At 42.1% G+C, this 25,086-nt stretch carries 23 protein-coding genes and 6 tRNA genes; 11 read left to right on the top strand and 18 right to left on the bottom strand.

The window, feature by feature from the left end; translation table 11 throughout:
- Positions 1-143: 143 nt before the first annotated feature.
- From PHC76_RS03485 to PHC76_RS03455, 7 genes are all read right to left on the bottom strand, one after another.
- Positions 144-686 carry a hypothetical protein gene (locus PHC76_RS03485; RefSeq protein WP_299973009.1) on the bottom strand — a complete coding sequence of 181 codons (543 nt, stop codon included), beginning with the start codon at positions 684-686 and terminating at the stop codon, positions 144-146.
- Between the two features lie 590 nt (positions 687-1,276).
- Complete coding sequence (locus PHC76_RS03480) at positions 1,277-3,496, bottom strand: endonuclease MutS2 (RefSeq protein ID WP_299973012.1); 2,220 nt, start codon at positions 3,494-3,496, stop codon at positions 1,277-1,279.
- A gap of 13 nt (positions 3,497-3,509) precedes the next feature.
- Positions 3,510-4,820 carry a UDP-N-acetylmuramate--L-alanine ligase gene (gene murC, locus PHC76_RS03475; RefSeq protein WP_300209794.1) on the bottom strand — a complete coding sequence of 437 codons (1,311 nt, stop codon included), beginning with the start codon at positions 4,818-4,820 and terminating at the stop codon, positions 3,510-3,512.
- A complete protein-coding gene (locus PHC76_RS03470; protein WP_299972374.1) occupies positions 4,817-5,281 on the bottom strand; it encodes a hypothetical protein in 465 nt (154 codons plus the stop codon). The genes murC and PHC76_RS03470 overlap by 4 nt, the downstream gene beginning before the upstream one ends.
- Positions 5,274-6,413 (bottom strand): succinyldiaminopimelate transaminase, encoded by a 1,140-nt coding sequence (locus PHC76_RS03465; RefSeq protein WP_299972372.1) that lies wholly within the window; start codon positions 6,411-6,413, stop codon positions 5,274-5,276. Before PHC76_RS03465 ends, PHC76_RS03470 begins: the two co-directional genes overlap by 8 nt.
- 72 nt (positions 6,414-6,485) lie before the next feature.
- A complete protein-coding gene (locus tag PHC76_RS03460; protein ID WP_299972370.1) occupies positions 6,486-7,346 on the bottom strand; it encodes a hypothetical protein in 861 nt (286 codons plus the stop codon).
- A gap of 51 nt (positions 7,347-7,397) precedes the next feature.
- A complete protein-coding gene (locus PHC76_RS03455; protein WP_299972368.1) occupies positions 7,398-8,192 on the bottom strand; it encodes a polysaccharide deacetylase family protein in 795 nt (264 codons plus the stop codon).
- 278 nt (positions 8,193-8,470) lie between these two features.
- On the opposite strand from PHC76_RS03455, the gene PHC76_RS03450 reads away from it, so the two are divergent.
- A complete protein-coding gene (locus PHC76_RS03450) occupies positions 8,471-8,698 on the top strand; it encodes a hypothetical protein (protein ID WP_299972366.1) in 228 nt (75 codons plus the stop codon).
- A gap of 122 nt (positions 8,699-8,820) precedes the next feature.
- Positions 8,821-9,270: a c-type cytochrome gene (locus PHC76_RS03445; RefSeq protein WP_299972364.1), complete on the top strand. Its 450-nt coding sequence runs from the start codon at positions 8,821-8,823 to the stop codon at positions 9,268-9,270.
- On the opposite strand, the gene PHC76_RS03440 is transcribed toward PHC76_RS03445, so the two are convergent.
- From PHC76_RS03440 to ileS, 10 genes are all read right to left on the bottom strand, one after another.
- Positions 9,267-9,944 carry a HesA/MoeB/ThiF family protein gene (locus tag PHC76_RS03440; RefSeq protein ID WP_299972362.1) on the bottom strand — a complete coding sequence of 226 codons (678 nt, stop codon included), beginning with the start codon at positions 9,942-9,944 and terminating at the stop codon, positions 9,267-9,269. The two genes, PHC76_RS03445 and PHC76_RS03440, sit on opposite strands and share 4 nt — an antisense overlap.
- Before the next feature lies 1 nt (position 9,945).
- On the bottom strand, positions 9,946-11,910 hold the full coding sequence (locus PHC76_RS03435) for a sensor histidine kinase (RefSeq protein WP_299972361.1): 1,965 nt from the start codon (positions 11,908-11,910) through the stop codon (positions 9,946-9,948).
- A 1-nt stretch (position 11,911) separates the two neighbouring features.
- Positions 11,912-12,703 carry a carbon-nitrogen hydrolase family protein gene (locus PHC76_RS03430; protein WP_299972360.1) on the bottom strand — a complete coding sequence of 264 codons (792 nt, stop codon included), beginning with the start codon at positions 12,701-12,703 and terminating at the stop codon, positions 11,912-11,914.
- On the bottom strand, positions 12,703-12,897 hold the full coding sequence (gene xseB / locus PHC76_RS03425; RefSeq protein WP_299972358.1) for an exodeoxyribonuclease VII small subunit: 195 nt from the start codon (positions 12,895-12,897) through the stop codon (positions 12,703-12,705). The genes PHC76_RS03430 and xseB overlap by 1 nt, the downstream gene beginning before the upstream one ends.
- A complete protein-coding gene (locus tag PHC76_RS03420; protein WP_299972356.1) occupies positions 12,894-13,991 on the bottom strand; it encodes a homoserine O-acetyltransferase in 1,098 nt (365 codons plus the stop codon). Before PHC76_RS03420 ends, xseB begins: the two co-directional genes overlap by 4 nt.
- Positions 13,992-13,999: 8 nt before the next feature.
- Positions 14,000-15,271, bottom strand: a complete 1,272-nt coding sequence (locus tag PHC76_RS03415) for an O-acetylhomoserine aminocarboxypropyltransferase/cysteine synthase family protein (RefSeq protein WP_299972354.1) — start codon at positions 15,269-15,271, stop codon at positions 14,000-14,002.
- A 99-nt stretch (positions 15,272-15,370) separates the two neighbouring features.
- Entirely contained in the window at positions 15,371-16,816 is a 1,446-nt protein-coding gene (gene guaB, locus PHC76_RS03410) for an IMP dehydrogenase (RefSeq protein WP_299972352.1), read from the bottom strand.
- A complete protein-coding gene (gene gatA, locus PHC76_RS03405; protein ID WP_299972351.1) occupies positions 16,817-18,160 on the bottom strand; it encodes an Asp-tRNA(Asn)/Glu-tRNA(Gln) amidotransferase subunit GatA in 1,344 nt (447 codons plus the stop codon). It lies immediately after the preceding gene.
- Positions 18,157-18,282, bottom strand: coding sequence for a hypothetical protein (locus tag PHC76_RS03400; protein WP_299972350.1), 126 nt, complete (start codon positions 18,280-18,282; stop codon positions 18,157-18,159). The genes gatA and PHC76_RS03400 overlap by 4 nt, the downstream gene beginning before the upstream one ends.
- Entirely contained in the window at positions 18,282-21,038 is a 2,757-nt protein-coding gene (ileS, locus tag PHC76_RS03395; protein WP_299972348.1) for an isoleucine--tRNA ligase, read from the bottom strand. Before ileS ends, PHC76_RS03400 begins: the two co-directional genes overlap by 1 nt.
- A gap of 217 nt (positions 21,039-21,255) precedes the next feature.
- Here ileS and PHC76_RS03390 point away from each other — a divergent pair, with 217 nt between their 5' ends.
- The 7 genes from PHC76_RS03390 to PHC76_RS03360 all read left to right on the top strand — a co-directional run bounded on the left by PHC76_RS03390 (position 21,256) and on the right by PHC76_RS03360 (position 23,152).
- Positions 21,256-22,347 carry a CinA family protein gene (locus tag PHC76_RS03390; RefSeq protein ID WP_299972346.1) on the top strand — a complete coding sequence of 364 codons (1,092 nt, stop codon included), beginning with the start codon at positions 21,256-21,258 and terminating at the stop codon, positions 22,345-22,347.
- Between the two features lie 137 nt (positions 22,348-22,484).
- Positions 22,485-22,560 (top strand) — tRNA-Lys (locus tag PHC76_RS03385).
- A 17-nt stretch (positions 22,561-22,577) separates the two neighbouring features.
- Positions 22,578-22,653, top strand: a tRNA-Glu gene (locus tag PHC76_RS03380).
- 31 nt (positions 22,654-22,684) lie between these two features.
- Positions 22,685-22,760: transfer RNA gene (locus PHC76_RS03375), tRNA-Val, on the top strand.
- Between the two features lie 9 nt (positions 22,761-22,769).
- A tRNA-Asp gene (locus PHC76_RS03370) sits at positions 22,770-22,846 on the top strand.
- Between the two features lie 144 nt (positions 22,847-22,990).
- A tRNA-Val gene (locus tag PHC76_RS03365) sits at positions 22,991-23,066 on the top strand.
- A 9-nt stretch (positions 23,067-23,075) separates the two neighbouring features.
- Positions 23,076-23,152, top strand: a tRNA-Asp gene (locus PHC76_RS03360).
- 32 nt (positions 23,153-23,184) lie between these two features.
- Here PHC76_RS03360 and PHC76_RS03355 read toward each other — a convergent pair.
- Positions 23,185-23,469, bottom strand: a complete 285-nt coding sequence (locus tag PHC76_RS03355; protein ID WP_299972344.1) for a hypothetical protein — start codon at positions 23,467-23,469, stop codon at positions 23,185-23,187.
- Between the two features lie 83 nt (positions 23,470-23,552).
- Here PHC76_RS03355 and PHC76_RS03350 point away from each other — a divergent pair, with 83 nt between their 5' ends.
- Both PHC76_RS03350 and PHC76_RS03345 read left to right on the top strand, forming a co-directional pair.
- Positions 23,553-24,113, top strand: coding sequence for a LemA family protein (locus PHC76_RS03350; protein WP_299972342.1), 561 nt, complete (start codon positions 23,553-23,555; stop codon positions 24,111-24,113).
- Complete coding sequence (locus tag PHC76_RS03345; RefSeq protein ID WP_299972340.1) at positions 24,110-25,075, top strand: DUF3137 domain-containing protein; 966 nt, start codon at positions 24,110-24,112, stop codon at positions 25,073-25,075. The genes PHC76_RS03350 and PHC76_RS03345 overlap by 4 nt, the downstream gene beginning before the upstream one ends.
- Positions 25,076-25,086 lie beyond the last annotated feature (11 nt).

Raw genomic sequence — 25,086 nt, 5'->3', positions numbered from 1 at the left:
TATTTTATAAATTAGCAATACTTTTGTATGGGTAGCATGGTGTATTAAAGTTTCTCGCTCCCACTCTCCCGAGTGTGAGTGTGTAGCAACCACCTGCATTTTCACTTGTAAAGTGGGAACGAGGGCAAGATTTTTCTATTTTATTATTCGCCACCATCAAGTGACTTTAGTTTCCAACCACTACATGAACGTTTATCAATACACCAAGTTTCTGTTGTATACCCAGAAAGACCACTTTTGTAATAGACAGTAGCACAGCCTTTTCTCTTAGCTGACTGAACTTCACCTCGTTCAGAAAGAGCTGAAAGTGCTTCGAATCTCTCTCTATCAGGATTAAATATATATACATCGCCGGCGAATGGAAATGGGCCGACACATTGGTATCCAGCACCACATGTTCGATAAAACACTAAATCTTTATAAGTATCACCATTAAGATCAACGAATTCAAAATATGGTCTTTCAATTTCAACATCGACTGCAATCCTTTGAAATGGGATAGTAGCTTGATCATGAAATAAACGTATTTCTGCATACGTTACGTACTCATTTTTCTCAATCTCCATTAGTTCGGCACGTACAATACCAACTTTTCCTCCGATATCAGTAGACTCTACAATTTGAGAAGCTTGCATAGATGTAAAATATATAAATATACTCACAATAATAAAAAAATATCTATACATAGAATTTATCCATCCCTCCAATATAACTTTTTTGTAACTCGCGCCCACTCTCCTAAGTGTCAATGTGTAGCATTAGTCTGTATTCCCACTCCGAAAGTGGGAATGAGGGATCAGAAACCAACACACATTATTTGCATGGGTTCAACTTTTTCAACATTTGTATAAGTTTGATCAGGATAAAGATTAATTCGCTCTTGACAATTTTGTAGAGTCAAAAAATTATTAAATGATCTTGTACATGATATTATTGGCTTGAAACTTTGGCTATCACATGTAAAACCATCTTCTTCCAAATATATTGATACGCTCGATAGACTCATTCCAGACGCAACATTATTGGTTACATATGTTTCTAACTTTTCTTGGTTAAGTGTATAACAACCAGATAAGTTAAATACGAAAATGATTATAAATATATAGTGTCGCAATATAAAATTCCTCACTTGATTATATAAACAATTGATAACATATTTTTAAAGATTCTACTATGAAATGCGAAAGTTTGCAAGGGGAAAGGGGATAGATCCCGTATCAAGCACGGGATGACGGAGAAATGGATTCCCAATCGAGTTGGGAATGACGGCGGATACTTAGAGACGGACGATCTTCGCCCCGAATCCCCCCAAATGCTGAGGGGCATCGGTGAAGCTTTTGACACTCGGATGAGCTTTTAGAAACTCTTTGACCGCATAGGAGAGTTTACCCGTTCCGATCCCGTGATAGATAATCACCTCATCGAATCCCTGCAAGAGCGCATCGGAGAGGAACTTATCCATCCGCTCGCACGCCTCTTCGCCCCGCAGACCATGAAGATCAAGTTTCAGACCGCTTTTTTGCTCGATCTGCGACGTTACCGTCACCTTCGGTTTTTTCGGGAGGTTGCCACTGGGTTTTAAATCGGTGAGTTTGACCCGTAAACGCATCCCCTCCACCTCGATCATCGCATCTTTGGCTCCGACGCTGACGACTGTTCCGCGCTGAGTGCGGTATTTTACGCTCTGCCCTACTTCATAACGGATCGGTTCAGGTTCCGCGATTTTGATCGGCTCTGGTTTCGGGAGTTTCGCCTGTGCCTTGTTGAGCTGTCTATGGATTGCCGCCATATCATGACCCCGCGCCGCCTCTTTGGCTTCGCGGATCGCTTCATCATACCCCGCGCGAAGTTTCGATTTCTCAGCATCCAGCTCAACGCGCAAATACTCCCTCGCCTCTTTGAGTGCCGCTTCTTGGGATTTGAGGGTTTCGAGCCGCTCGTCCACCTCGCGGTTTTTCCGTTTCAGCTCCCGTTCCAACTCACTGCCGCGCTCAATCAGGACGCTCAGTTTTTCGTGGTTCTCACCGTAAAGCGATTTGGCGCGGGTGATAATGGCAGGGTTAATCCCATATCGGGCGGCGGTTTCAAACGCGTAGCTCTTGCCGATCACCCCTTGTAAAAACTCATAGGTCGGAAGACGGCGCTCTTCATCGTACAATGCCGCCATCAGCTCCACATCATCGCGATCCGCCATCAATGCGGCGAGCCGTTTGTGGTGGGTGGTGACAATGATCTTTTGACCACGTTTGATCAGCTCATCGAGGACGATGGCAAAGAGTGCCGCCGCCTCGTCGCTGTCGGTTCCGAGTTCGATCTCATCCACCCCGACAAGGGCACTTTTGTGCTCGAATAGATGGCTAAACTGCACCATCCGCCCCGCAAAGGTGGAGATATCGTTGCTCACGCTTTGAGGATCGTCAATGACCGCTTCGAGACGTTTGAAACTCCCTATCCGTGATTTGTGGGGGTTTATTTTCATCGGGATGAGATATTTCGCCATTGCACATGCACTAATGATCGATTTGAGAAGCATCGTTTTACCCCCCGCATTAACCCCAGTAATCATGAGCAAGTTACCGCGAAACTCGACACTGATGGGTTTGGGTTTGGCGATGGCGGGATGGGAAAACTCTTCGAGAATCACAGCACTGTTGTTTTGAGGTTTGAGAATCGCGTAGTTATGAGCACGGGCAAATAAAACACGCGCTTGATAGTGATCATACCGTTCGAACTCACGATCAATAAATCCGATAAAAGGGACGAGAGGAGAGAGTTTCGCACTAAATTTTTTCGCATAGGCATAGAGTAGCGTGTCTCGTTCTTGATTCACATAGCGCAACTGCTCTTTAGACCTGAGCACTGAATCGGGAGCAACATAGAAAAACCCTGCCCCCGTCCGTCCGACGATAGAGCCTTTGAGGACGTGATTAAAACCGCCCCGTACCAACAAACACTCTTCGTCATTAATATAGTGGATTTGGGTATCAACGAGATAAGGGTGAAGTTTTTGGGTGTGCAAGAGCCGTTTCATCGATTCGTTAATCTCGGTTTTAATCGCTTTTATCCGATGTCCAATTCTATGAAGTTCCTCATCACGCGATTCGATAAAATTCCCCCCCTCATCGAAAAACTCATCCATCTCGCTAAATTGTTCGGGGATACGAATCGTCTCCATCCATTCGCCGATTAAACCGGAAAACTCATGATTACGCAAATGACGAAAATAACGGACGATTTTAATAATCTCGAAAATATCCTCAAACCGCAAAACACCCTGTTTTTTGAGATGGTTAATACTCCCCTCAAACGAGACACTTTTCGGAGGTGCTTTAAACTCTAACGCATCGAGTGCATCGATGTAGCGAAAATGGCGCTCTTGGTCACCTTGGAGTGCGATGCTTTGAGAACGGGAGAAAAAATGTTCCAGTGCTTGCAGATGCGCAAGAAGATCGAGCTTCGCAAAAAGCTCAGTGAGATTAGTAGAGAGGTGACTCATCGAGCGTATAATCTCACTTGGTTCCCCGAAGTTGATAGGTCAAATCCCCTGCTCCGAAACCGACGATGAGATCTTTATCGTACGTGGTATGGACACTATCTCCGATTATTACCTCGATGGTATCGCCTGCACGGTGGAGTTTATCGGCTAAAATCAGGTTATAACGACTAAATTTCCCCGCAAAATCGATATCGCGATGCTCTTCACTCGCCGCCCATACAGGGAGGATAACCAGTTCATCCACCCCTTCGAAACACTCGATAAATGCCGGTAAATTATCCACGGTGCGTGAATATTTATGAGGTTGCCAAATCGCAATAACCCGTTTAAACCCTTTGAGTTCGGCATAGGTTTTGAGCGATTGCATTGTCGCTTTGATTTCGGTCGGATGGTGGGCATAATCATCGACGATGACACGATCAGAGCCTTTAAAAATCACATCAAAACGTTTTTTAATCCCTCTGAAATTGAGCAAATGGACACGGATAGAGGCGATACTCATACTCTGAGCCGCCGCCATTATCGCCAAAGATGCATCCATCGCGATATGTTCACCGAATCCCCACACCTCGAACTCACCGAACCCTTTGAGATGAAAACGGGTATAAGGTTCATCATCGATGAGCGTATAGGTAATGTTCGTAATATCGGTACTCGGATAGAGACGCAACGCATCACAGGTGAGAGTTGCCATAAACGGGTCTTCAGCATTGAGTACCCGCACGCTCCCCATCTCAATAAAACGTTGATAAGCATGGTGAAACTCGTCGATATTGTAGTTGTAATACTCCATATGCTCAGGTTCCGCATTGGTGACGATAGAGCAATACGGGTTGGAGTTTAGAAAACTCCCATCCGATTCATCCGCTTCAAACAACAACACATCGGTACTCCCATCATAACGGACGTTTGAACCAAACCCTTTAGACTCCGCACCGATAATCGCACTCCCATCCATGATAGCCGCTAAAATCGCCGTGGTCGTACTTTTTCCATGCGCACCACATACGGCATATACTTTTTTCTCATTGAGAATACGGAGCAATGCATCCCGTCGGTGCAATACTTCGATACCGCGACGCTTTGCCTCAACCACTTCCGAATTGGTGGGTTTGATAATCGCTGAGTGAATCACCAAATCACAATCTTCGGGGATATTGTGTGCGTCATGACCGATAAACACACTAATCCCACGCTTGCGCAACAGCTCTGTGATATGGGTATCTTTCATATCCGAACCACTCACCTCATGCCCACTAAAACGCATGTATTTTGCTAGTCCCGAAATACCGATTCCGCCGATTCCGATAAAGTGGATTTTCATTGTGAAATTTCCTTTTTAAAATAACTGATATAAAATTTTCCGCCGTTTTGAGTCGCATTCATATCGACATACTCTTCGATAAAATCATCAAACGGAATCTTCGCATCACACGCGGCTTGATGAATCTTCATCGCGGTATTAAACGGCTCATCCTTACTCAATCCCCCGATCACTTCAAACAACGCACTCGCATCATGGGCACTTCCCGCACTGTAATGTTCAATCGCATACTCATACAACGCCCGCAAGGTCGCAAAATCTTGCACCTCATTCATATCAAGACGCTCCATATTCTCCAACGCATTGGTCATACGTTCCAACGCCAAATCGAGGATATTGGCATAAAACGCCATGAGGGTATCTTCATCAAATGTCTCATGCGCCTGCGCTTCGAGAACATACAATGAGGCGATATCCCCCTCACTTTGCGCTTTGTATACTTTTGCTTTTAACTCATCCATGCAGTGCCTCCTTTAGACGGTGTAGTGCTTCGATAGTACGTGTCGTCTCTTCGACGAGAGCAATACGGATATAACCGATGCCGGGATTTTCCCCATGAGCGTCCTCACGTGCCAAAAATTCCCCCGGTAAAACTTTCACGTTATAGTCACGATAAAGACGTTTGGTAAACTCCAACGCATCCCCCACTTTGAGCCATACATAAAACGTCGCATCGGAGGTTGTAATCCCTAAAACTTCCTGCGCCGCTTTAAAATTCTCAGCATACACCGCACGTGCTTTTGCCACATGAACCTCATCACTCCACGCCATAGCAGCCGCCGCTTGCAATGGAAGTGGAGAAGCACATCCGACATAGGTGCGATATTGCGCGTACCCTTTTAGAATCTCAGCGTCCCCTGCGATAAATCCGCTACGAAGTCCCGGTGCAGAAGAGCGTTTAGAAATTGAGTTGATGACAAGGATGTTTTTAAACGACGTATTACCGACATAAACAGAGGCTTCGAGAAGTGAAGGGACTTTTTGATTGGTATAAATCTCACTGTAACACTCATCATTGATAAGACAAAAATCGTGCTTGAGGGCAAGTTTCACCCACTCACCCAACTCTTCGAGACCGAGAACCGATGCTGTCGGGTTGTTCGGGAAGTTTAAGATGACCAAATCACATTCGGCAAGTTGTGCTTCATTAACAATCGGCTTAAACCCGTTTGCTTCGGTCAGGTTGAGATGAATCACCCGTGCGCGTGACGCAATCGCCGCACCCTCGTAAATCTGATAAAACGGGTTGGTATACGCCATCACAGCCTCTTTTTTATCAAACAGATAGTACTGAGGAAAATTAAAAAGCACTTCACGTGTCCCGAACGAACTTACCAGCTCATTCGCTTTGAGCTTGACACCGAAACGACTCTCGACGAACCCGCGCATTGAATCGTTTAGGTACGCCTCCCCTGCCGTTTTCGGATAACGGCGAAGCTCTTCGGAGTGTTTAGCGAGCGATTTTTGGATAAAAGCGGGAGTTTCAAACTGCGGTTCTCCGATGGTCAAAGCAATCGGAGAATAGGCACTATTAGGGGTAATCCCCTCTAAAAGGGAGGTGAGTTTTTCAAATGGGTATGGTTCAAAATGCAAAGGACAGTCTTTGTAATGGAATTAATTACCTATATTATAGCAATTTCATCCTATAAACTCCTAAGAAGGAATTCAATTTAACTGCTTTAGCTTTATATAATATCCGCGTATTTTGTCTCCTACAACCAATCCAATATATGCGATAGTACTCATCAAAAGCAAATTTGTTCCAAAAATGGCACCAAGCATTCCTATGTTTTTCAAACTTTCACCAAAAACAAAATATTGAACAAAAAGAGGAAAAAATGTCCCTATGACAATTAAACGCCATAACAACATTTTGTGCTCTTTTTTCCAAATTCCTAAAATCAGCCAAAACCATACTTGCACGACGAGAGTTCCGAGAAAAACACTCAGGTTCGTCAAAAGCAATAAAATAGTTACTTTTAATAAAATTGATGGATTATTTTCTAGAAAAAGCACCTGTTTTGCCAATGGAAGTAAATTAAAATTTGCACTTACAGCTATAGCTAAAAAGCCCAGTCCGATTGAAATAACAATAATCATTAATTGAAATTGCCAAGAAAACTCACCTAATGTTTCCTCTGATTGATGATTAATAGTATTAAACCATTCTCTCGATGGTTTCAAAAATATCATCGTCAATAAAAAAGGTATAGAAAGCATAGCAATAGCTAAATAGAGCTCATTCCAAATACTTTCATGATTTCCAAAACCGAAAATCGTTGCACCTGATGCAATTCCAAATAAAAGAATATAAGGTATAGTTAAAATAAAAAATAGGTTTCTAGCCCATCTTCTACCCTGCCAAATCCCATATATTGATACTAGAATTATCAAATTATAAATTAAAACCAAAGCCTTAGACGAATCGAAAAAAAAGGTGATTAAATTGCTCCCAAATAATAATCCAAATATAAGCACAAAAATTTTAATCGTCCACGGTCTTTTAGGTAGAGTAGCAACTTCCATATTCTTATATCCTGTTAATATTCGGTTTTTTTTACCGAATATTATAGCAAATCAATACGCAATAATCTCTTTTTTAGAGGGAATCATTCGATCTTCCGTTCCGTCCACCATGTGTTCGAAGTCTTTAATCGTATGTTTGCTGATTACCATATAACGTCCCAATGCCATCACATTATCAGCTGAAGAGGCGTGCTTACGATCGATCGTAAACGCTGCAGCGTATCCTGATTTTTTCGCATCCACTAGAAGTGCATCATCATAGATACCAAATACCCATGCGAGATACTTGATCTCATGTCCTGTTTTCTCTTCGAGTTTTTTCTTCGCGCCGCCAAGCTGTTTATCAACAAACTTCGCGTACTCCTCAGGAGAGAGTTTTTTCTTCTCTTTTTTGAAATTCGGGTGCCAATAGGTGTGAGATTCAGCATGAAACAGTTTTGTCGTCTCTAATTCATGGAGCTGTTCCCAGTTCATTGCATACTTTGCATTGGCAATGGCACTTGGATAAATAAAGAGGGTAACAGGGATTTTATATTTTTTAACTAACGGAGCCATATCACTGTAAACACTTTTGTGACCGTCGTCGACCGTTATAACAACCGATTTGGCAGGTATAGATTTAACCTGACCTTGTATATACTGTACCGCTGTATCAAGTGGTATAACAGTATAACCATGTGTTTTAAGCCACTCTAACTGCTCTGCAAACGCAGAAGTTTTAATCGTCATCGAATCAGTCACTTCCGCGCCAAAACGGTGATAACACAAAACCGGTATCTTTTGAACAGCTTGAAGCGTAACACTCAACAACAAAAATAACGCAATAATTCGAAATTTTAAATACATATAGATACCTACACCCTTAGTAAAAATTGAATGGGATTATAAACAAAAAGAGAGAGAAATAGAATTAGATTTAAAAAAAAACGATAAATTCTAGCGCACTGTTGCCCAATTTACCGCTAAATTTAACATCAAATTATCTCCTGTTTTAATACTTTTTTGTATAATAATTCCCATAAATAGGGGTTTTGCTAAAATAATTTCAAATTAATCCTAAAACCCCTTGACAAAGGGTAGGGAGTTAATGGTATACTTCCGCCATATTTCTTAAGGAGTTCCACATGATGAAAATCGTTTCTGCAATGCTTTTAGCTGCAATGTTTATTGGATGCAGCGAGTCTGCAAAAACTGAGGCTGCACCTGCTGCTGAAGCTGCTGCACCTGCTGCTGAAGCAACACCTGCTGCTGATGCTGCTGCACCTGCTGCTGATGCAACTGCACCTGCTGCTGACGCTGCTGCACCTGCTGACGCTGCTGCACCTGCTGCTGAAGCAACACCTGCTAAATAAGTTTAACTTAGTTAGTAGTTTTTCGCACTTCGGTGCGAAATTTCCCTCTTTTTTCCTCTTTTTAATATCCACTAAAACTAAAATAGTCTAAACTGTCCTAATCAAAATTAGGAGATCTCTTTATGAAAATCATATTATCTATCACCTGTGCGCTATTTTTACTCGGGTGCAGTGAATCCGGTTCAAAAGCACCATCAACAGAGGTATCATCAACGCCTGTTGTTGAAAATAATCTCTCAACACCTGAAGCATCTGCACCACCCACAACTACTACTCAGCAACCATCGACTACTGTTGCTGAAAAGCCTACCGCTCCAACGGCTACAGCTGTTGATGCAGGTGCTTTATTTGGACAAAAATGTGTTTCATGTCATGGAGCAAAAGGTGAAAAAGCTGCGCTTGGAAAATCTCAAATTATTGCGACTTTCAGTGAAAGTCAAATCAAAGATGCATTAAAAGGGTATCAAGCAGGAACGTATGGAAAAGAGATGAAAGCGGTTATGCAAGGGCAGGCTAAAGCTCTTGATGACGCGCAAATCGACGCGCTTGCTAAACATATTTCTGCATTTTAATTCTCACTTTTAGGTAATGCAAATTTTTGCGTTACCAATTCCCCTTCATCATTAAAAAAGAGATAATAAAGTTTATCTTTTTTGACGCTCAGTCCCGCCAAATAGCGCAACGCAAGATTTGCTTGCAACGATGCAATATGCATAACGATAGGTGCAGCAATCCCCGCAGGTGTTTTTTGGGTGATTTTAAAAAGTTCATTAAAAGAGGCTTCTTCAAAAAAACAAACTTGACCGTTAAATGCTTCAACTGAACCATACACCCACGGCAAACCTTTGGATTTTGCATACATATTTATTTCGCCGCGCGAGGGGAGATTATCGGTCGCATCAATGATTAAATCAACTGCAATATCTTTTTTGGAAAACTCTTCAAAATTACCTACATGTGCAGTCGCTTTCACATATGGGCAACGTGCTTGGATCAATTCAGCACACACTTGCGATTTATATTTCCCCTCATCTCCCATTTTAAATGCTATTTGACGATGGATATTGTGCAAACTCACCGTATCAAAATCAACCATGTGTATTTCGCCAATCCCTGAAGCACCCAACGCAAATGCCAACGATGAACCTAAACCTCCGCTACCGATAATAGCAATACGCTTGGATTGCAATTGCATCTGCGTCTCTTCGCCCCATAATTGAACTTGTCTATGAAAATAGTGCATCATCTTATTCTTCCTTGTTGTTCTCATCGTTATTTAAAGGCAACCGAATTATAAAACGTGCCCCTTTGGAACTATTCTCAACACCAATTGTCCCACCAAAACTCTCTTCAATTATATACTTGCACATGTGTAATCCTAGTCCAGTCCCTTGGCTTGAGGGCTTAGTGGTAAAATAGATTGTAAATATTTTGTCCATAATCGCTTCATCTACCCCTCCACCATTATCCTCAACCCAAACTTCTAAAAATTCTCCTGATTCAAAGATTGTAATGATAATTTCAGCCGATGAAATGTGACGTTCTAAAATAGCATCATGACCATTTTTAATTAGATTCATAAAAACTTGAATCATCTCATTTTTTGCTAAAACCACTTTTTGACTTGTCTGACTATCCACTCGCCATTTGATTTTAGCATCATTGAGCAATACGGCACTCAACCGTAATGCGATATTAGCAATTTCAGTCATATCTTCTGCCACTTTACGTTTATCCATTTTATAATAATTACGAAAATCATCAATCGTTTTGGACATATACTGCAAATGTTCTTGAAATTGTTCGTGTGATTCATCACAACACTCTTCGCTGCATCCACCCAGCTGACGTTTAAAATAAAGATTTTGGTTGATTAAAGAGAGAGTATTGAGCGGTTGTCTCCACTGATGCGCAATCTGCTCAATCATCTCACCCAAAGCTGCAAAACGGGATTGTTGTACAAATAATTCATCTTTTTTACGAACTTCCGCAAGCGACTCAGTCACTTTTTGACTCAATGTATCATTTAGATTGTTTAGTTTGTCAATGTACTCCAATTGGAGTCTGAATACACGATCTGCCAATGCCCATGAGAGAAAAACCATCTCTATGGCCGCACCGATCTGTTGGACATGGTTAACGCCGTAAAAACTGGGGATTAACTCAAATTTATTGAAAGCAAAAATAATAGTCCCCACTAAAAATGAGCTCCACCCTGCAAGATAAAAACGGGCGATACGGTGTGTTTTATTCATCACTACAATCCCTGATATTAACAATAGTACTGGAACCAATATCACTAATGTCGCATTTATAACAATCGTTTTAGAATAAGGTAATATTGCTGAAACAGCTGTCATTATGAGACTCAAACCCATCATGATTTTAATCACTACATCAACCTTAGGAGCATTGTCTTTAGTTTGCAAAAATCGTTTGCCGAAACACAAAGAGGTAAAAGCTGAAAAAGCAATCCAAAAGCCCGGACCATACTCAATCATCCATGAAGATTGACTCCATAGATATGTACGCCCAATTCCATCAAAAGAGAGTTGCCATAAAATAAAGGTAGTTAAAAAGAGAAGATATCGAATGTAATTATCATCTCTCGTATAAAAGTAGAGGATAATGTTATACAAAAAGATAACGACAAAAATACCATAAAATATCCCGATAATCAAATTCGTATATTCACCTTCCTCAAAGTAGCCCTGTGAAGAGTAGATAGTGAGTGGTACCTGCATAGAGCCTTGGGTTTGAACTCTCAGCAGAAGTGTCATATTTTCGTTTTGACCCAATTTTAGCTCAGTCAAAAAATTATGCAAAGAGAGCTGTTGGTCTAACAGTGCTACGGATGAACCGAGTACATTGTGTTCAACAACACTGTTATTCGATGAAAGGAGATAGATATCTATTTTTTCGAGCAATGGATAGGCGATAGAGAGCCACCATTTTTTCGATGCTTCATTATCCGTTCGATCGAGGGTAATTTTAAACCAATATGCCGAATGGGTAAATCCAAAATTGATACTGTTTTTAGTACTTTCTTTAAAAGGGGATTCTAATACACTAGAGAGATTTAAATCTCGATGGGGATCTTCGAGATAATTTACGTACGGTGCGAGATCATAGGAAGGTTCAGAATTTAATATTAGTGTTTTAGCATTGATGCTTATCGCGAACAGTAAGAAAAACCATCCAAGATAGTGCATACTATCGTCTCATTTTCAATGCTTCTTTAAAACCCCACCCTTTTTTCGATTCATTGAGTGCTTTTTTGTCTAAATCTATAATCAAAAGCTCTTCGGTATTTCCCAAATCAGCTTCCACCTCACCATCGGGGGAGACAACCATAGAATCTCCATAAAACTTCCATGCGTGTTTCTCATCACAATATTCACCGACACGATTGGCACGGAGGATATAGCAATTATGGGTAAATGCGCGTGTTTTAATCAACTCACGCCAACGGTTATGCGATTCAAACGTCGAAGCGCTCGGAACCAAAACTACATCGACATTTTTAGCGTCGATAGCACTCCAAAGGGGATCAAAATGGAGTTCAAATCCCCCCATAACGGCAAATTTAAATCCGTTAAGTCCAAAAATCATAGGAGCTTTGATTGCCTCTATCGGATTAGCAAAGAATTTCTCTTCATTCCAATGGGGATAGTTAATCAAAAATTGTTGAGGATAGTAACTCACACTACGTCCAGTGATTTTGGCAATCATCTTGGTACATTCACCCTTTTTGACGGTAATAATCGGGGCAACAAAAACCATCTCATATTTTTCTGCAAGCGCTTTGAGGGTTTCGATTTGATGGTTGCTTTGTTCTCGTATCATTGAAATCGGTGTTTGAATCAGCTCTTTAAAAAACGGGTTGAGAAGATATTCCCCCAACACCATCAGCTTTACCCCTTTTTGACTCGCGGCACGGGTATAATTTTCGAGTGTTTTATTCCCCATACCGATAGAGGGAAGTTGTAAAATTGCACAACGCATTATTGATCCTGATTTTTGATGATTTGAATTTGCAGTTGTGCCTGCTCTAACATTTTTTCGGCGATTTTCAACTCACTCATCCCCTGCTCGTACGCTTTGACACTCTCATTCATCGGCAATGCTGGATCCATCAGTTTTTCTAAAATGGTTTTTGCGTTGGTGATTTTGGTCTCAAACGTCTCTTCATTACTCATAAGGCATCCTTTACATAGTGCTCAATTTTATCGATTTCTACTAAAAAAGCGTCATGTCCATAATCACTTTTTATCTCGATGTAATCAAAATTCTCTTTTCCTATAGTACGCATACAAGAGGCAATCTCTTCCATCTCCGATGGTAAAAAGAGGATATCTTTCTCAAAGCTTACCAAATAAAGTTCTGCCGTGATTTTCCCTAACGCCTCTTCGAGTGAATCAAACCCGCGTGAAAGGTCATAAATATTGATTGCTTTCGTAATATACAAATACGATAACGGATCAAACCATTTGGTAAAATTATACCCATTGTACTCCAAATACGATTCGATTTGGAATTTTCCGAATAACTCAAATAGCCCATCATTACGTTTGTACTCACGCCCAAACTTTTTATCCATTGATTGGTGAGATAAAAAGCTAATATGCCCTGCCATTCTCCCTATCGCCATCCCTGAGAGTCCATTTTCTCGGATCGTTTGCGGGTCGTAATACCCATTTTTAAACTCAGGATCTTTTAAAATTGCCTCTTGAGCAACTTTATTAAAAGCAATTGCCCAATCGCGTGTAGCCGCTGTGGTCGCCATCGCAATGATTTTTTTCGCAAAATTGGGGTAAAACACCCCAAATGCCAATGCTTGCATCCCCCCCATCGACCCACCGATAATAGCGTGAACTTCATGGATTCCTAAACGATCAAACAATATACGCTGTGCTTTGACCATATCCAAGATGCTCACCACCGGAAATTTATAACGATACGGTTCATTATAAGGATAACGCATCGACATCGGACCGGTCGAGCCAAAACAGCTTCCGATGACATTGGTACAGATCACGAAAAATTTGTCGGTATCGACCGCTTTTCCCTGACCTATAAGTCCATCCCACCATCCGGCTTTGTTATCACCCTCATACGTTCCCGCTACATGGTGAGAACCGGTGAGGGCATGACACACGACAATGACATTATCTTTGGCATCATTGAGTACACCGTACGTCTCATAAACGATATCGTACGGTTCCAAAATACGACCGCTCTCCAGATAGAGAGGGTTGGTAAAATGCTCACTGTGTGTTTGAAGGTTTAACATAGTACCCTTTACGCGTCGAGCGCCGCTTTCAAATCAGCAATCAAATCATCACTATCTTCCAAGCCGACACTTAGACGGATTAATCCTGCACTCACCCCTGCTTTTTTCAACTCTTCGGGGCTGAGTTGCTGATGGGTTGTCGAAGCAGAGTGGTTGATAATCGACTTACTATCTCCAATGTTGGCTACGATAGAAAATATCTCGACACTATCCAACACTTTTTTCGCCGTTTCAAAGTCTTCTACTTCAAAACTGAGCAATCCACTAGAGCCTTTAGTGAGATATTTTTGGGCATTAGCGTAGCTTTTATCACTCTCTAGGAGTGGATAGTTCACTTTTTTGACACGAGGGTGTTTCTCAAGCCACTGCGCAATTTGTAGCGCACTTTGTGAGTGTTGTTTCATCCGTAGGGACAACGTCTCTACCCCTTGGATAAATAACCACGCATTAAATGGACTTAATACCGCTCCCGTATCGCGCATAAGAACCATTCGTGCTCTAAACGTAAACAAGATACCGCTCACTACTGAATCGGCAAACACCAATCCGTGATAGCTCACCTCAGGGGTATTAAAATCGGGATAACGGACATTCCCTTTGATTTTTTCAGCTAGGTTTTGTCGCTCAACAATCAATCCGCCGATAGCAAGCCCCTGCCCCGTCGTGTATTTACTCGCACTGTGAACCACAACATCCACCCCTAATAACAACGGCTGACACAACATAGGAGTTGCGACGGTGTTATCTACAATCGTGAGGATTTGGTGTTTGTTTGCAATAGCGATTAATGTGTCAAAATTGGGAACATCGATACTCGGATTGGTGATACTCTCGAAAAAGAGACATCGGGTTTTCTCATCCACTAACGCTTCAATAGCATCAGGTGAGTGAATATCAAAAAACCGCGCTTCAATTCCTAAGCGTTTGAGTGTTTGAGAAAAGAGTGTCACCGTTCCGCCGTAAAGTTGGTTAGCAACGATGATATTATCTCCCGCTTGTGCGACATTGAGGATGCTGTAAAATATCGCACTCATCCCACTGCTCACTGCTAGTGCACCGCTTCCCCCCTCTAAAACGGCGAACCGTTTTTCTAAAACAGCAGTAGTCGGGTTACCTACACGAGTATAGACATTATCGGTCCCTTGTTGCAGATTAAAACTGCTCGCGGCAAAATCAGTACTCCCAAAATCAAAAGCGGTACTCATGTACATCGGTACTGCCATGGTTCGTTGCGTATCTTTATCGTATCCAGCGTGTAATGCTTCGGTTTGTAATTGCATGAAAATCCTTATTTCATAAACTCTATTTTAGCCCGTTCGTGGTGAGCCTGTCGAACCACAGTCCACCCTTCGACAAGCTCAGGGCGAACGGAATATAAATTATACGTGGTAATTCGGTGCCTCTTGGGTAATAATAACATCGTGTACGTGAGACTCTTTGAGCCCTGCACTGGTAATCTCAACAAATTCTGCTTTATCCCAGAACGCTTCGATGCTCTCACTTCCACAATACCCCATAGAAGAGCGTAGTCCACCCATCATTTGATGTACTACAGCCGCGATACTTCCACGAAACGGTACACGCCCCTCAATCCCCTCTGGAACGAGTTTATCAGCAGCCGTCCCCTCTTGAAAATAACGGTCGGTTGAACCTTTGGTCATTGCTCCGATTGAGCCCATACCACGGTACGATTTGTACTGACGCCCTTGGTACATGATGGTATCACCTGGGGATTCTTCGGTCCCTGCGAGGAGTGAACCTGCCATAATGACGCTTGCACCGACAGCAAGAGCTTTAGCGATATCTCCAGAATAGCGGATACCTCCATCAGCGATAATCGGTACTCCGTGTTTACGTCCAACCGCCGCACACTCATCGATAGCCGAGATTTGAGGAACACCGACACCCGCTACGATACGAGTTGTACAGATTGACCCCGGTCCGATACCTACTTTCACCCCATCAGCACCCGCGTCGATGAGTGCCAACGTCGCTTCGCCCGTCGCAACGTTTCCGGCGATGATATCAACAACCATCTCTTTTTTGATTGCTTTAACGGTATCGAGAATCCCTTTTGAGTGACCATGAGCCGAATCGAGAACCAAAACATCGACACCCGCATCCACAAGCGCACGGGCACGATCCAATTGAGCTACACCGATAGCCGCACCGACACGTAAACGACCGAAATCGTCTTTATTCGCATTGGGATATTCAATCCGTTTTTTGATATCTTTAATCGTCACAAGACCTTTGAGACATCCGTTATCATCGATAATCGGGAGTTTTTCGATTTTGTTCACGTGCATCATTTGCTCAGCATCCGCCAACGTAATCCCTGCTTTTGCCGTTACAAGAGGCATAGGAGTCATCGCATCGACTGCCAATTTAGAGAGATCTTTCTCAAAACGCATATCACGGTTGGTCAAAATACCCAAAAGCTTGTTATGCTCATCCACTACAGGAACACCAGAAATTTTAAACTCATTCATCAACGCTTCAGCATCTTCGAGTGTTGCATCAGGATAGACGTAAATCGGATCGATGATAATACCGCTCTCTGATTTTTTCACTTTTTTAATCTGTTTCACTTGGGTTTCGATATCCATATTTTTGTGAATGATACCGATACCGCCCAAATGTGCCATTGCTATTGCGGCACGATATTCAGTAACCGTATCCATCGCAGCAGAGACCATCGGGATGTTAAGAGGAATATTTCGGGTCAACATCGTTTTTAAGCTCACCTCTTTTGGGAGCACTTCAGAGTATTTAGGGATGAGTAATACATCTTCAAAAGTAAGAGCGCGTTTACGAATATTCATTTACAGTCCTTTTAGTTGGTTTTCGAGACTTAATGCCCCGTTGAAAAGTGTTTGCTCTGCATACGCACGAGCGACTAGTTGTAATCCTACCGGCATTCCATTCTCAGCGATATCAACGGGGAGAGAGATAGCCGGAAGCCCCGCGAGGTTGACCGAAATAGTATAAATATCGCTCAAATACATCTCCAAAGGATCACTAAGAGCACCAAATTCATACGCTGTACGCGGTGCAACCGGAGTGAGGATCAAATCTACTTCTTCAAAAATCTTATTATACTCCTCTTGAATCAATGTACGCACTTTTTGTGCTTTGACATAATAGGCATCATAATACCCTGATGAGAGGACGAAATTTCCGAGCATGATACGACGTTGTACTTCCGCACCAAAACCCGCAGAACGGGTTTTTAAATAGGTCTCTTTGAGATTATCTCCCTCAACACGGTTACCGTAGCGGATACCGTCATAACGTGCCAAATTGGTCGTTGCTTCTGCCGTTGCCGTGATGTAGTAGGCTGAGATATCGTATTTTGGGTCCATCAACGATTTCTCGACGATGGTGTGCCCAGCATCTTTTAACGCTTGAACAGTTTTCGCATACGCCTTACGAACATCCTCGTGAGCCTCTTTTATATAATCAGGGACGATAGCGATAGTGAGTTTAACCGATGGATCAAGCTTATCACTCACTTTGCCATCGTTTCGCTCAGAGCTAGTAGAATCTTTAAGATCATGCCCTTGTATGATGTCGTAAAGAATCGCCGCATCTTCGACATTTTGGGTCATCGGTCCGATTTGATCGAGTGAACTCGCATACGCACCCAGACCGTAACGGCTGACACGCCCATAGGTAGGTTTCATCCCGACGATTCCACAAAATGCCGCAGGTTGACGAATCGATCCCCCGGTATCACTCCCCAAAGCTGCAACCGCTAGTCCAGCCGCAATTACCGCTGCCGATCCTCCTGAACTTCCCCCAGGAACACAATTGTGATTGAGTGGGTTAAGTGTTTTACCATAGCAACTACTCTCAGTAGTCGAACCCATCGCAAACTCATCCATATTGGTTCGCCCAAACGGTGATAGACCATTGTCCAAAAGCTTCTCAATTACGGTCGCATTATAGGGAGCTATATACCCTTTGAGAATATTCGAACCTGATGTTACCGACCAATCCTTTACTTGGATATTGTCTTTAATCGCGATAGGTATCCCCTCACCGACATTTAGAACATCAATATAAGCATTGAGTTCAGGATATGCCGCAATTTTTGCTTTAAGCTCTTCTTTGAGTAGCACAATCTCTTCTTTTGAGAGCTTCAATGCTTCTTTAAGAGTTATCATAGAGATTCCTTTTTCTTTTTTGCTTGTTTTACCATCATAATCCCCAATGCAATGATTACAAAAATAGCACCGATTGTCTCAAATATAAAACTCATCGGTACCGCTTGAGTTACATCCACCATTAGGCTACAACCTGCGCACAACGTTCACATAACGTCTCTTCATCAACACTGTGATATTTCCAACAACGAGGACATTTTGCTTTGGATGCGAGAGCGATATTAAATGTATCCCCCTCTATCGCAAACGTCCCTAAAATATCTTTGAGTTCACACGCACACCATTTGGAGATAACTAAATACTCTTCGATATCGGCTTTTTTCATCGCTTTGGCATGCTCAGAGGTGGTTGAAATAACAAGTTCAAGGGTATTTTTGATTACTTTTTCTTTTTTCAACCCATCCACGATTTCGTTAAATTTCTCACGAATCACTTTCATCACTGCATCATCCCAACTGCTCTCAACCGATTCGATAGCCGTATAAGTGATATCAAAAATATCGGTTGCGTCTCCACGAATAACCAATGGCGCGTTTTCAAAAATCTCATCCGCCGTATAGGTCAATATCGGAGCGATAAGGCCTAACATCGAGCGGGCAATGATTGCCATCGCACTCTGAGAAGATTTACGTTCGCGTGAATCTGCCGCATCACAATACATACGATCTTTGGTAATATCGATATAAACACCGCTGAGTTCATTCACGATGAAATAGTTTAATCCGCTCATCCCGTGTACGAAATTGTATTCTCCGAAAAGACGATGGGTTTCATCAAACACCTCTTTAGCTTTAGAGACAATCCACTTATCAATCTCACCCATTTCACTGTAGGGGACGATTGCTTCGAGCCCATCGAGATTCGCGAGCATAATACGAAAAGTATTACGAAGCTTTCGGTACTGTTCCGCCGTTTGTTTGAGGATATTGCCCGAAATTTTCAAATCCCCTTGGTAATCGCTCATCGCTACCCATAGACGTAAAATTTCTGAACCATACTCTTTCAAAACCGATTCGGGAGCGACAACGTTCCCTTTGGATTTTGACATCTTCTCACCCTTCTCATCGACGGTAAATCCGTGGGTCAAAAGTGCTTTATAGGGAGCAACATGTTCTACTGCCGTACTGAGGAAAAGTGAGCTTTGAAACCATCCGCGATGCTGATCAGACCCCTCGATATACAAATCAGCAGGATAAGTTCCCGCATCGTAATTTCGTGATTTGAGCACCGCATTCCATGTTGAACCGCTATCAAACCATACATCGAGAATATCGGAGACTTTTTCGAGTTCGTCCGCTTTATATCCTGAACCGGGGTAAAGAAGCTCTTCGATGCTCATCGAGTACCACGCATCGGTGCTGTGCATCTCGAAAATCATCGCGATATAGTTGAGAACTTTCTCATCCAAAATTACCTCGCCCGTCTCTTTGACACGGAAAAATGCGATAGGGACTCCCCAATCACGCTGACGTGAGATACACCAATCAGGGCGATTTTCAACCATCGAGCCTAAACGATTTTTTCCCGTTTCTGGATAAAATACTGTTTTTGCCACTTCTGCTTGTGCAATTTCTCGTAATGTCTTGTTCTCACCTTCAGGTGTTCCATCAACGCTAATAAACCATTGTTTGGTTGCACGATAAATCAATGGAGTATGTGAACGCCAACAGTGAGGATAGGAGTGGCGAAATTTCGATACTTTGAGTGCTTTGTTACCCAACAGCTCCAAGATTGGCTCATTCGCCTTAAAAATATGCATCCCTACAAAGCTTTCTGGATTCGGAAGTAGTTTTTCACGCACTAGCGTATTATCATAACATCCCGTCTCATCGACAGGCATTACCACTTCGAGGTTATAACGAAGCCCGATACGGTAGTCATCTTCCCCATGCCCCGGTGCAGTATGAACACACCCTGACCCATTCTCCATCAAAACGTGCTCACCAAGTACTAGATGAGAACCTCGACCGTTGAGCGGATTGATAGCGTAGAGATTTTCAAATTTTTTGGCGTCGATTTTTTGAACAACCGTCCCACTAAAAACACCCTCTTCAATCATTGCCTCATAACGCTTTTGCGCCACGATATACCCATCACTGGTTCGGATATACACCTCATCAGGATTGAGTGAGATACCGGTATTTGCTGGCAATGTCCATGGCGTTGTTGTCCAAATCACGATGGCGGCATTACCCTCGATTCCTGCACGTATTTTTGCTTCATCAGAGAGTTCAAACGCGACGTAGATAGAATAATCCTCTTTATCTTCGTACTCCACTTCTGCTTCTGCGAGTGCCGTACGCTCCGCCCAGCTCCAAAATACCGGTTTAGAACGCTCTATCAACAACCCTTTTTTCGCTACTGCGCAAAGGGTACGATAGATATTTGCCTCAAATTTAGAGTCCATTGTCAAATAGGGATTATCCCAATCGGCAACAACTCCCAATTTTTTAAACTCATCACGTTGAATATCGATAAATTCCTGCGCATGAGCACGACAAAGTTGACGCACTTCAGCGGTACTTAAAGCCTCTTTTTTCTGTTTTCCACCCAGCTTTTTCTCTACTTGTTGCTCGATCGGCAATCCATGACAATCCCACCCTGGGGTAAAACGGACCGATTTACCGTTAAAATAGTGGTATTTAATCACAATATCTTTGAGAATTTTGTTCAGTGCGTGACCGATATGGGTATGACCGTTGGCGTACGGTGGACCATCGTGAAGCGTAAAGGTTTGAGCCCCTTGACGATTGGTTTTCATACGGCTGTAGACATCTTGTGCAATCCATGATGCATAGCGAAGTGGTTCGTTGTTAATCAAATTCCCGCGCATCGGAAATTCAGTTTGTGGTAACAAGAGGGTATCTTTATAATCCATTGGATCCCTTAATAATGTGCATATAAAAGTTTTGCATTATAGCTTTTAGGGGTTTAAATTTTGCTGTCGTAAGGAGTAGCTATGCTATACTACTTCACAATATAATTCTCAAAAGCACTGCTTTTGTAGCTTTAGGGGATTGCAAAGGACTTCACTCCTTGCCACGAAAACGGATGAATTCGTTTTCGTGCAACCATAAATTTTGAAGGATAAACAGATGAGACGTGATGTACTTTTTGTCGGCAATAGATTAATTTTAAATGAACCCTTCGAGCGTTATGTCGTGAGAAGCATCAAAGAAAAGCTCTCCGCCATTGACTCTATAAGCTATTTTGAAGAGTCCGATAAAGGATTATTTCTCCACCTTGAACAGCTCTTAAAAATCGAATCCAAATTAGTAATTATTACTACTAAAAGTACCTTTACTATCATTGGAAAATTGCTCAGTACCGTTACGGCAGACAACCAAGTCTTAAAAGATAATATGCTTATCCCCTCCCGTGCCAGTATTTTGGAAAATGGAAGTTATCTCTTGACACACCATTCTTCTGAGATCAATGTTCTGCTTGCTCATGAGGGGAAAACACTCCCTCCAGTACTCATTGATGATGAGAGTAAAAGCGGATGGATACATGTCTTTAATGAAGAGCTCTCCAGTGTATCGGCACTCCTCGAACCGCTTGCTCAAAATTTTGATGTCAAACTCGAATTATCAGAACTAGTAGAAGGATGGGTAAAGGTAAAAATCACAGCTCGTAAACATGGGAATATGGCACAATTTATCGCCTCTGCCAAAGGTCTACTTCACCATAAAGTGATAGCCGCATCCAACATTGCCGCTTATATCATCGAAAAACTCTCCAAACATGAGAAAAAAATCTCGTTTGCTGAGAGTTGCAGCGGAGGTTCTCTCGCTTACTTCTTTACTTCTCAAAACGGAGCTTCCTCTGTATATGAAGGCTCTCTTATCACCTATGATAATATCCTCAAAGCCAACTGGCTTGCGGTTGAAGAAGAATCGCTTGAAACCCATGGTGCTGTAAGTGCCGATGTTGTTAACCAAATGTCTGAGGGGGCACTTAACGTCAGTTATGCTGCGTTTGCTCTCGCTATCAGCGGTATCGCAGGTCCAACAGGTGGGAGCGAAACCAAACCGGTCGGAACCGTCTATATTAGCGCACGTTCACAAAACAGTGTCCATACTGAACGTTTTGCTTTTGAAGGAGATCGTAACTATATCCAAGAACAAAGTGTTCTTATGGCAGTCAAAATGTTACTCAATATTGATAGAGAGCTATTTTTTAGTTAAAAATTCTAGTAAAATTCCCCCTTTACAGGAGTCTTAAAAGATTTTTATCAACATCATCTCATTTCTCCTTGACAAAACATCATCTTTCCCCTATAATTTCGCCCTCACAATCGTTCGAATTTTCGATGATTGAAGAGGTCCCGTTAGCTCAGTCGGTAGAGCATTTCACTTTTAATGAAGGGGTCGATGGTTCGAGTCCATCACGGGACACCATGTTTACAGTTTTAAGTGACCCTTTCGTCTAGTGGCCAAGGACACTATCACTTCATGGTAGGAACAGAGGTTCAAATCCTTTAGGGGTCGCCACTTGTTCAAGTTATTTTAATTTTAAACTCATGGGAGTTTAGCTCAGTTGGTAGAGCGCTACCCTTACAAGGTAGATGTCACAGGTTCGAGTCCTGTAATTCCCACCATTTTTAGGCGCAGCGGTAGTTCAGTTGGTTAGAATGCCTGCCTGTCACGCAGGAGGTCGCGGGTTCGAGTCCCGTCCGCTGCGCCATATTGTTATTTGATTTTTTTGAAATTTAAGATTTTTTGCTTTAGACGCGGAAAACGAATTTTTTGAATGAGGAAGTGTACATCAAGTACATGACGAAATGAAAAAAAGAGTTTGACAAAGTATTAAGGAAAAAAGACAAATTTTGGGAGTTTAGCTCAGTTGGTAGAGCGCTACCCTTACAAGGTAGATGTCACAGGTTCGAGTCCTGTAATTCCCACCATTTTTAGGCGCAGCGGTAGTTCAGTTGGTTAGAATGCCTGCCTGTCACGCAGGAGGTCGCGGGTTCGAGTCCCGTCCGCTGCGCCATCTTCCCTCTCTATATTATCAACCACTACTTTTTAATTTTGTTGAGTGTACGCTTTTTGTGCTTGATTAACATTTACTAATGATTTGAATTCTGATACACCACTCTGAGAATTTCCACTTTGCAATGCACTCAATGATATAGTAACCCCTGAATCCAGTGTTGGATTAACCTTAGCATCGGAACTTTTATTTTTCTCATTTTGCATGGCTAATGGTGATTGCGCTTGATCCTCTTTTGTTGTACTGTTAGGATCAGGTTGCCCTATCTGAATCGCTTGCGGATAAGGGGATTTAAATGTATATGAACTAACTTGCATTATGCACCTCCTAATACGATAACTATAAACCTCTTTTTAGAAAACTTCGCTTAAAATAGAGAATTACTTCCAAAGGAAATTACATGACTGTTTTTTTAAGTATTCTCGGTGTTGTTGCGTTAATCGCAATTTTAATATACAACTCCCTTATCGGCAAAAAAAATCAAGTTGATAATATTTTTGCCGGAGTCGATACTGTCCTTAAAAAACGGTATGATCTCATCCCTAACCTTGTCGCATCGGTGGAACGGTACATGGAACATGAAAAATCAACGTTAGAGAAAGTGACTGAATACCGTGCTCAGGCGATGAAACCTGGGATTAGTGACGATCAAAAAATCGCTCTTGATGCCAAACTCACCTCTGCCCTCGGTGCGATCAATATCGCGATGGAAGCCTATCCTGATCTTAAAGCCAATGAAAACGTTATGCACTTAATGCGGACGCTTAACGAAATCGAAGAACAAATTTCAGCGGCTCGCCGTGCTTATAACCAATCGGTTACCGATCTCAATAACGCCATCGAGATGTTCCCGACCAATATAGTTGCCGGGTGGATGAATTTGCAACGACGATTACTGTTTGAAATTACAACTACAGAGCGTCAAAATGTCAATGTCCATGATTTATTTAATCGTTCATGAAAACCCTTTCTGAACTCACTGACTACTATTATAAAGAGCTCTATCCCTCGATAGATGAACTTGAAAAAACTCGACAGGAAATTGCTTCCCGTCTCAAATTGTATGGGGGAATGGGGCTAGCACTATTTGGACTAGTGGCAATATGGTGCACTAAAACCTTTGGACTACTTCACCCTATGTCAATCGCTATCGCTATCGGTTTTATTGCTGTAGGAACCATTATATACCGCTCAATGACTCAAAACTATGCCAAAGATTTTAAAGAAAAAGTGATTACCCCTCTCATCAATGCAATCGACTCGAATCTTCTTTATAATCCAGATTTGATGATTTCTCAAACCCTTTTTGAGCGTTCACAACTGTTTAACCACTCTATTGATCGTTACAGAGGAAACGACTATGTCAAAGGATCTATCGATGGTGTACCTATCGAATTTTCTGATGTCCATGCAGAATATCAAACTCGTGATTCAAAAGGACGAACTCAATGGCATACCCTCTTTCGAGGTCTTTTCCTTGTCGCTGAATTTAATAAGCATTTTAAAAGTAGAACCGTACTACTCCCTGATCTTGCTGAAAAAACTTTTGGAAACCTCATAGGGGGATGGCTTCAATCTTTAAATATATCACGCGACAAAGTGATACAGTTGGATGATCCTGAGTTTGAAAAAAAGTTTGTGGTTTACGGCAATGACCCTATTGAAGCACGCTATATTCTCAGCCATTCGATGATGAATCGTATTGTAGAATTTCAAAAAAAAATCTCCTATCCTCTTTTTATTTCGTTTGTCTATAATCATATTCATGTTGGTATCGGTGCGGGAAAAGATTTGTTTGAACCAGCGGTATTTACCTCATTACTTGATTATAAACAAGCCATGGAGTATATCAATACCCTACGATATACAATAGGGTTGGTAGAAGAGTTGAAACTTAATGAGAAATTGTGGAGTAAAGAGTAACAATTTCATTA

It is taken from the genome of Sulfuricurvum sp., assembly GCF_028710345.1.
GTDB lineage: Bacteria > Campylobacterota > Campylobacteria > Campylobacterales > Sulfurimonadaceae > Sulfuricurvum.
The sequence above is the reverse complement of the archived record's forward strand: the minus strand, read 5'-3'. Positions and strand labels throughout refer to the sequence as shown.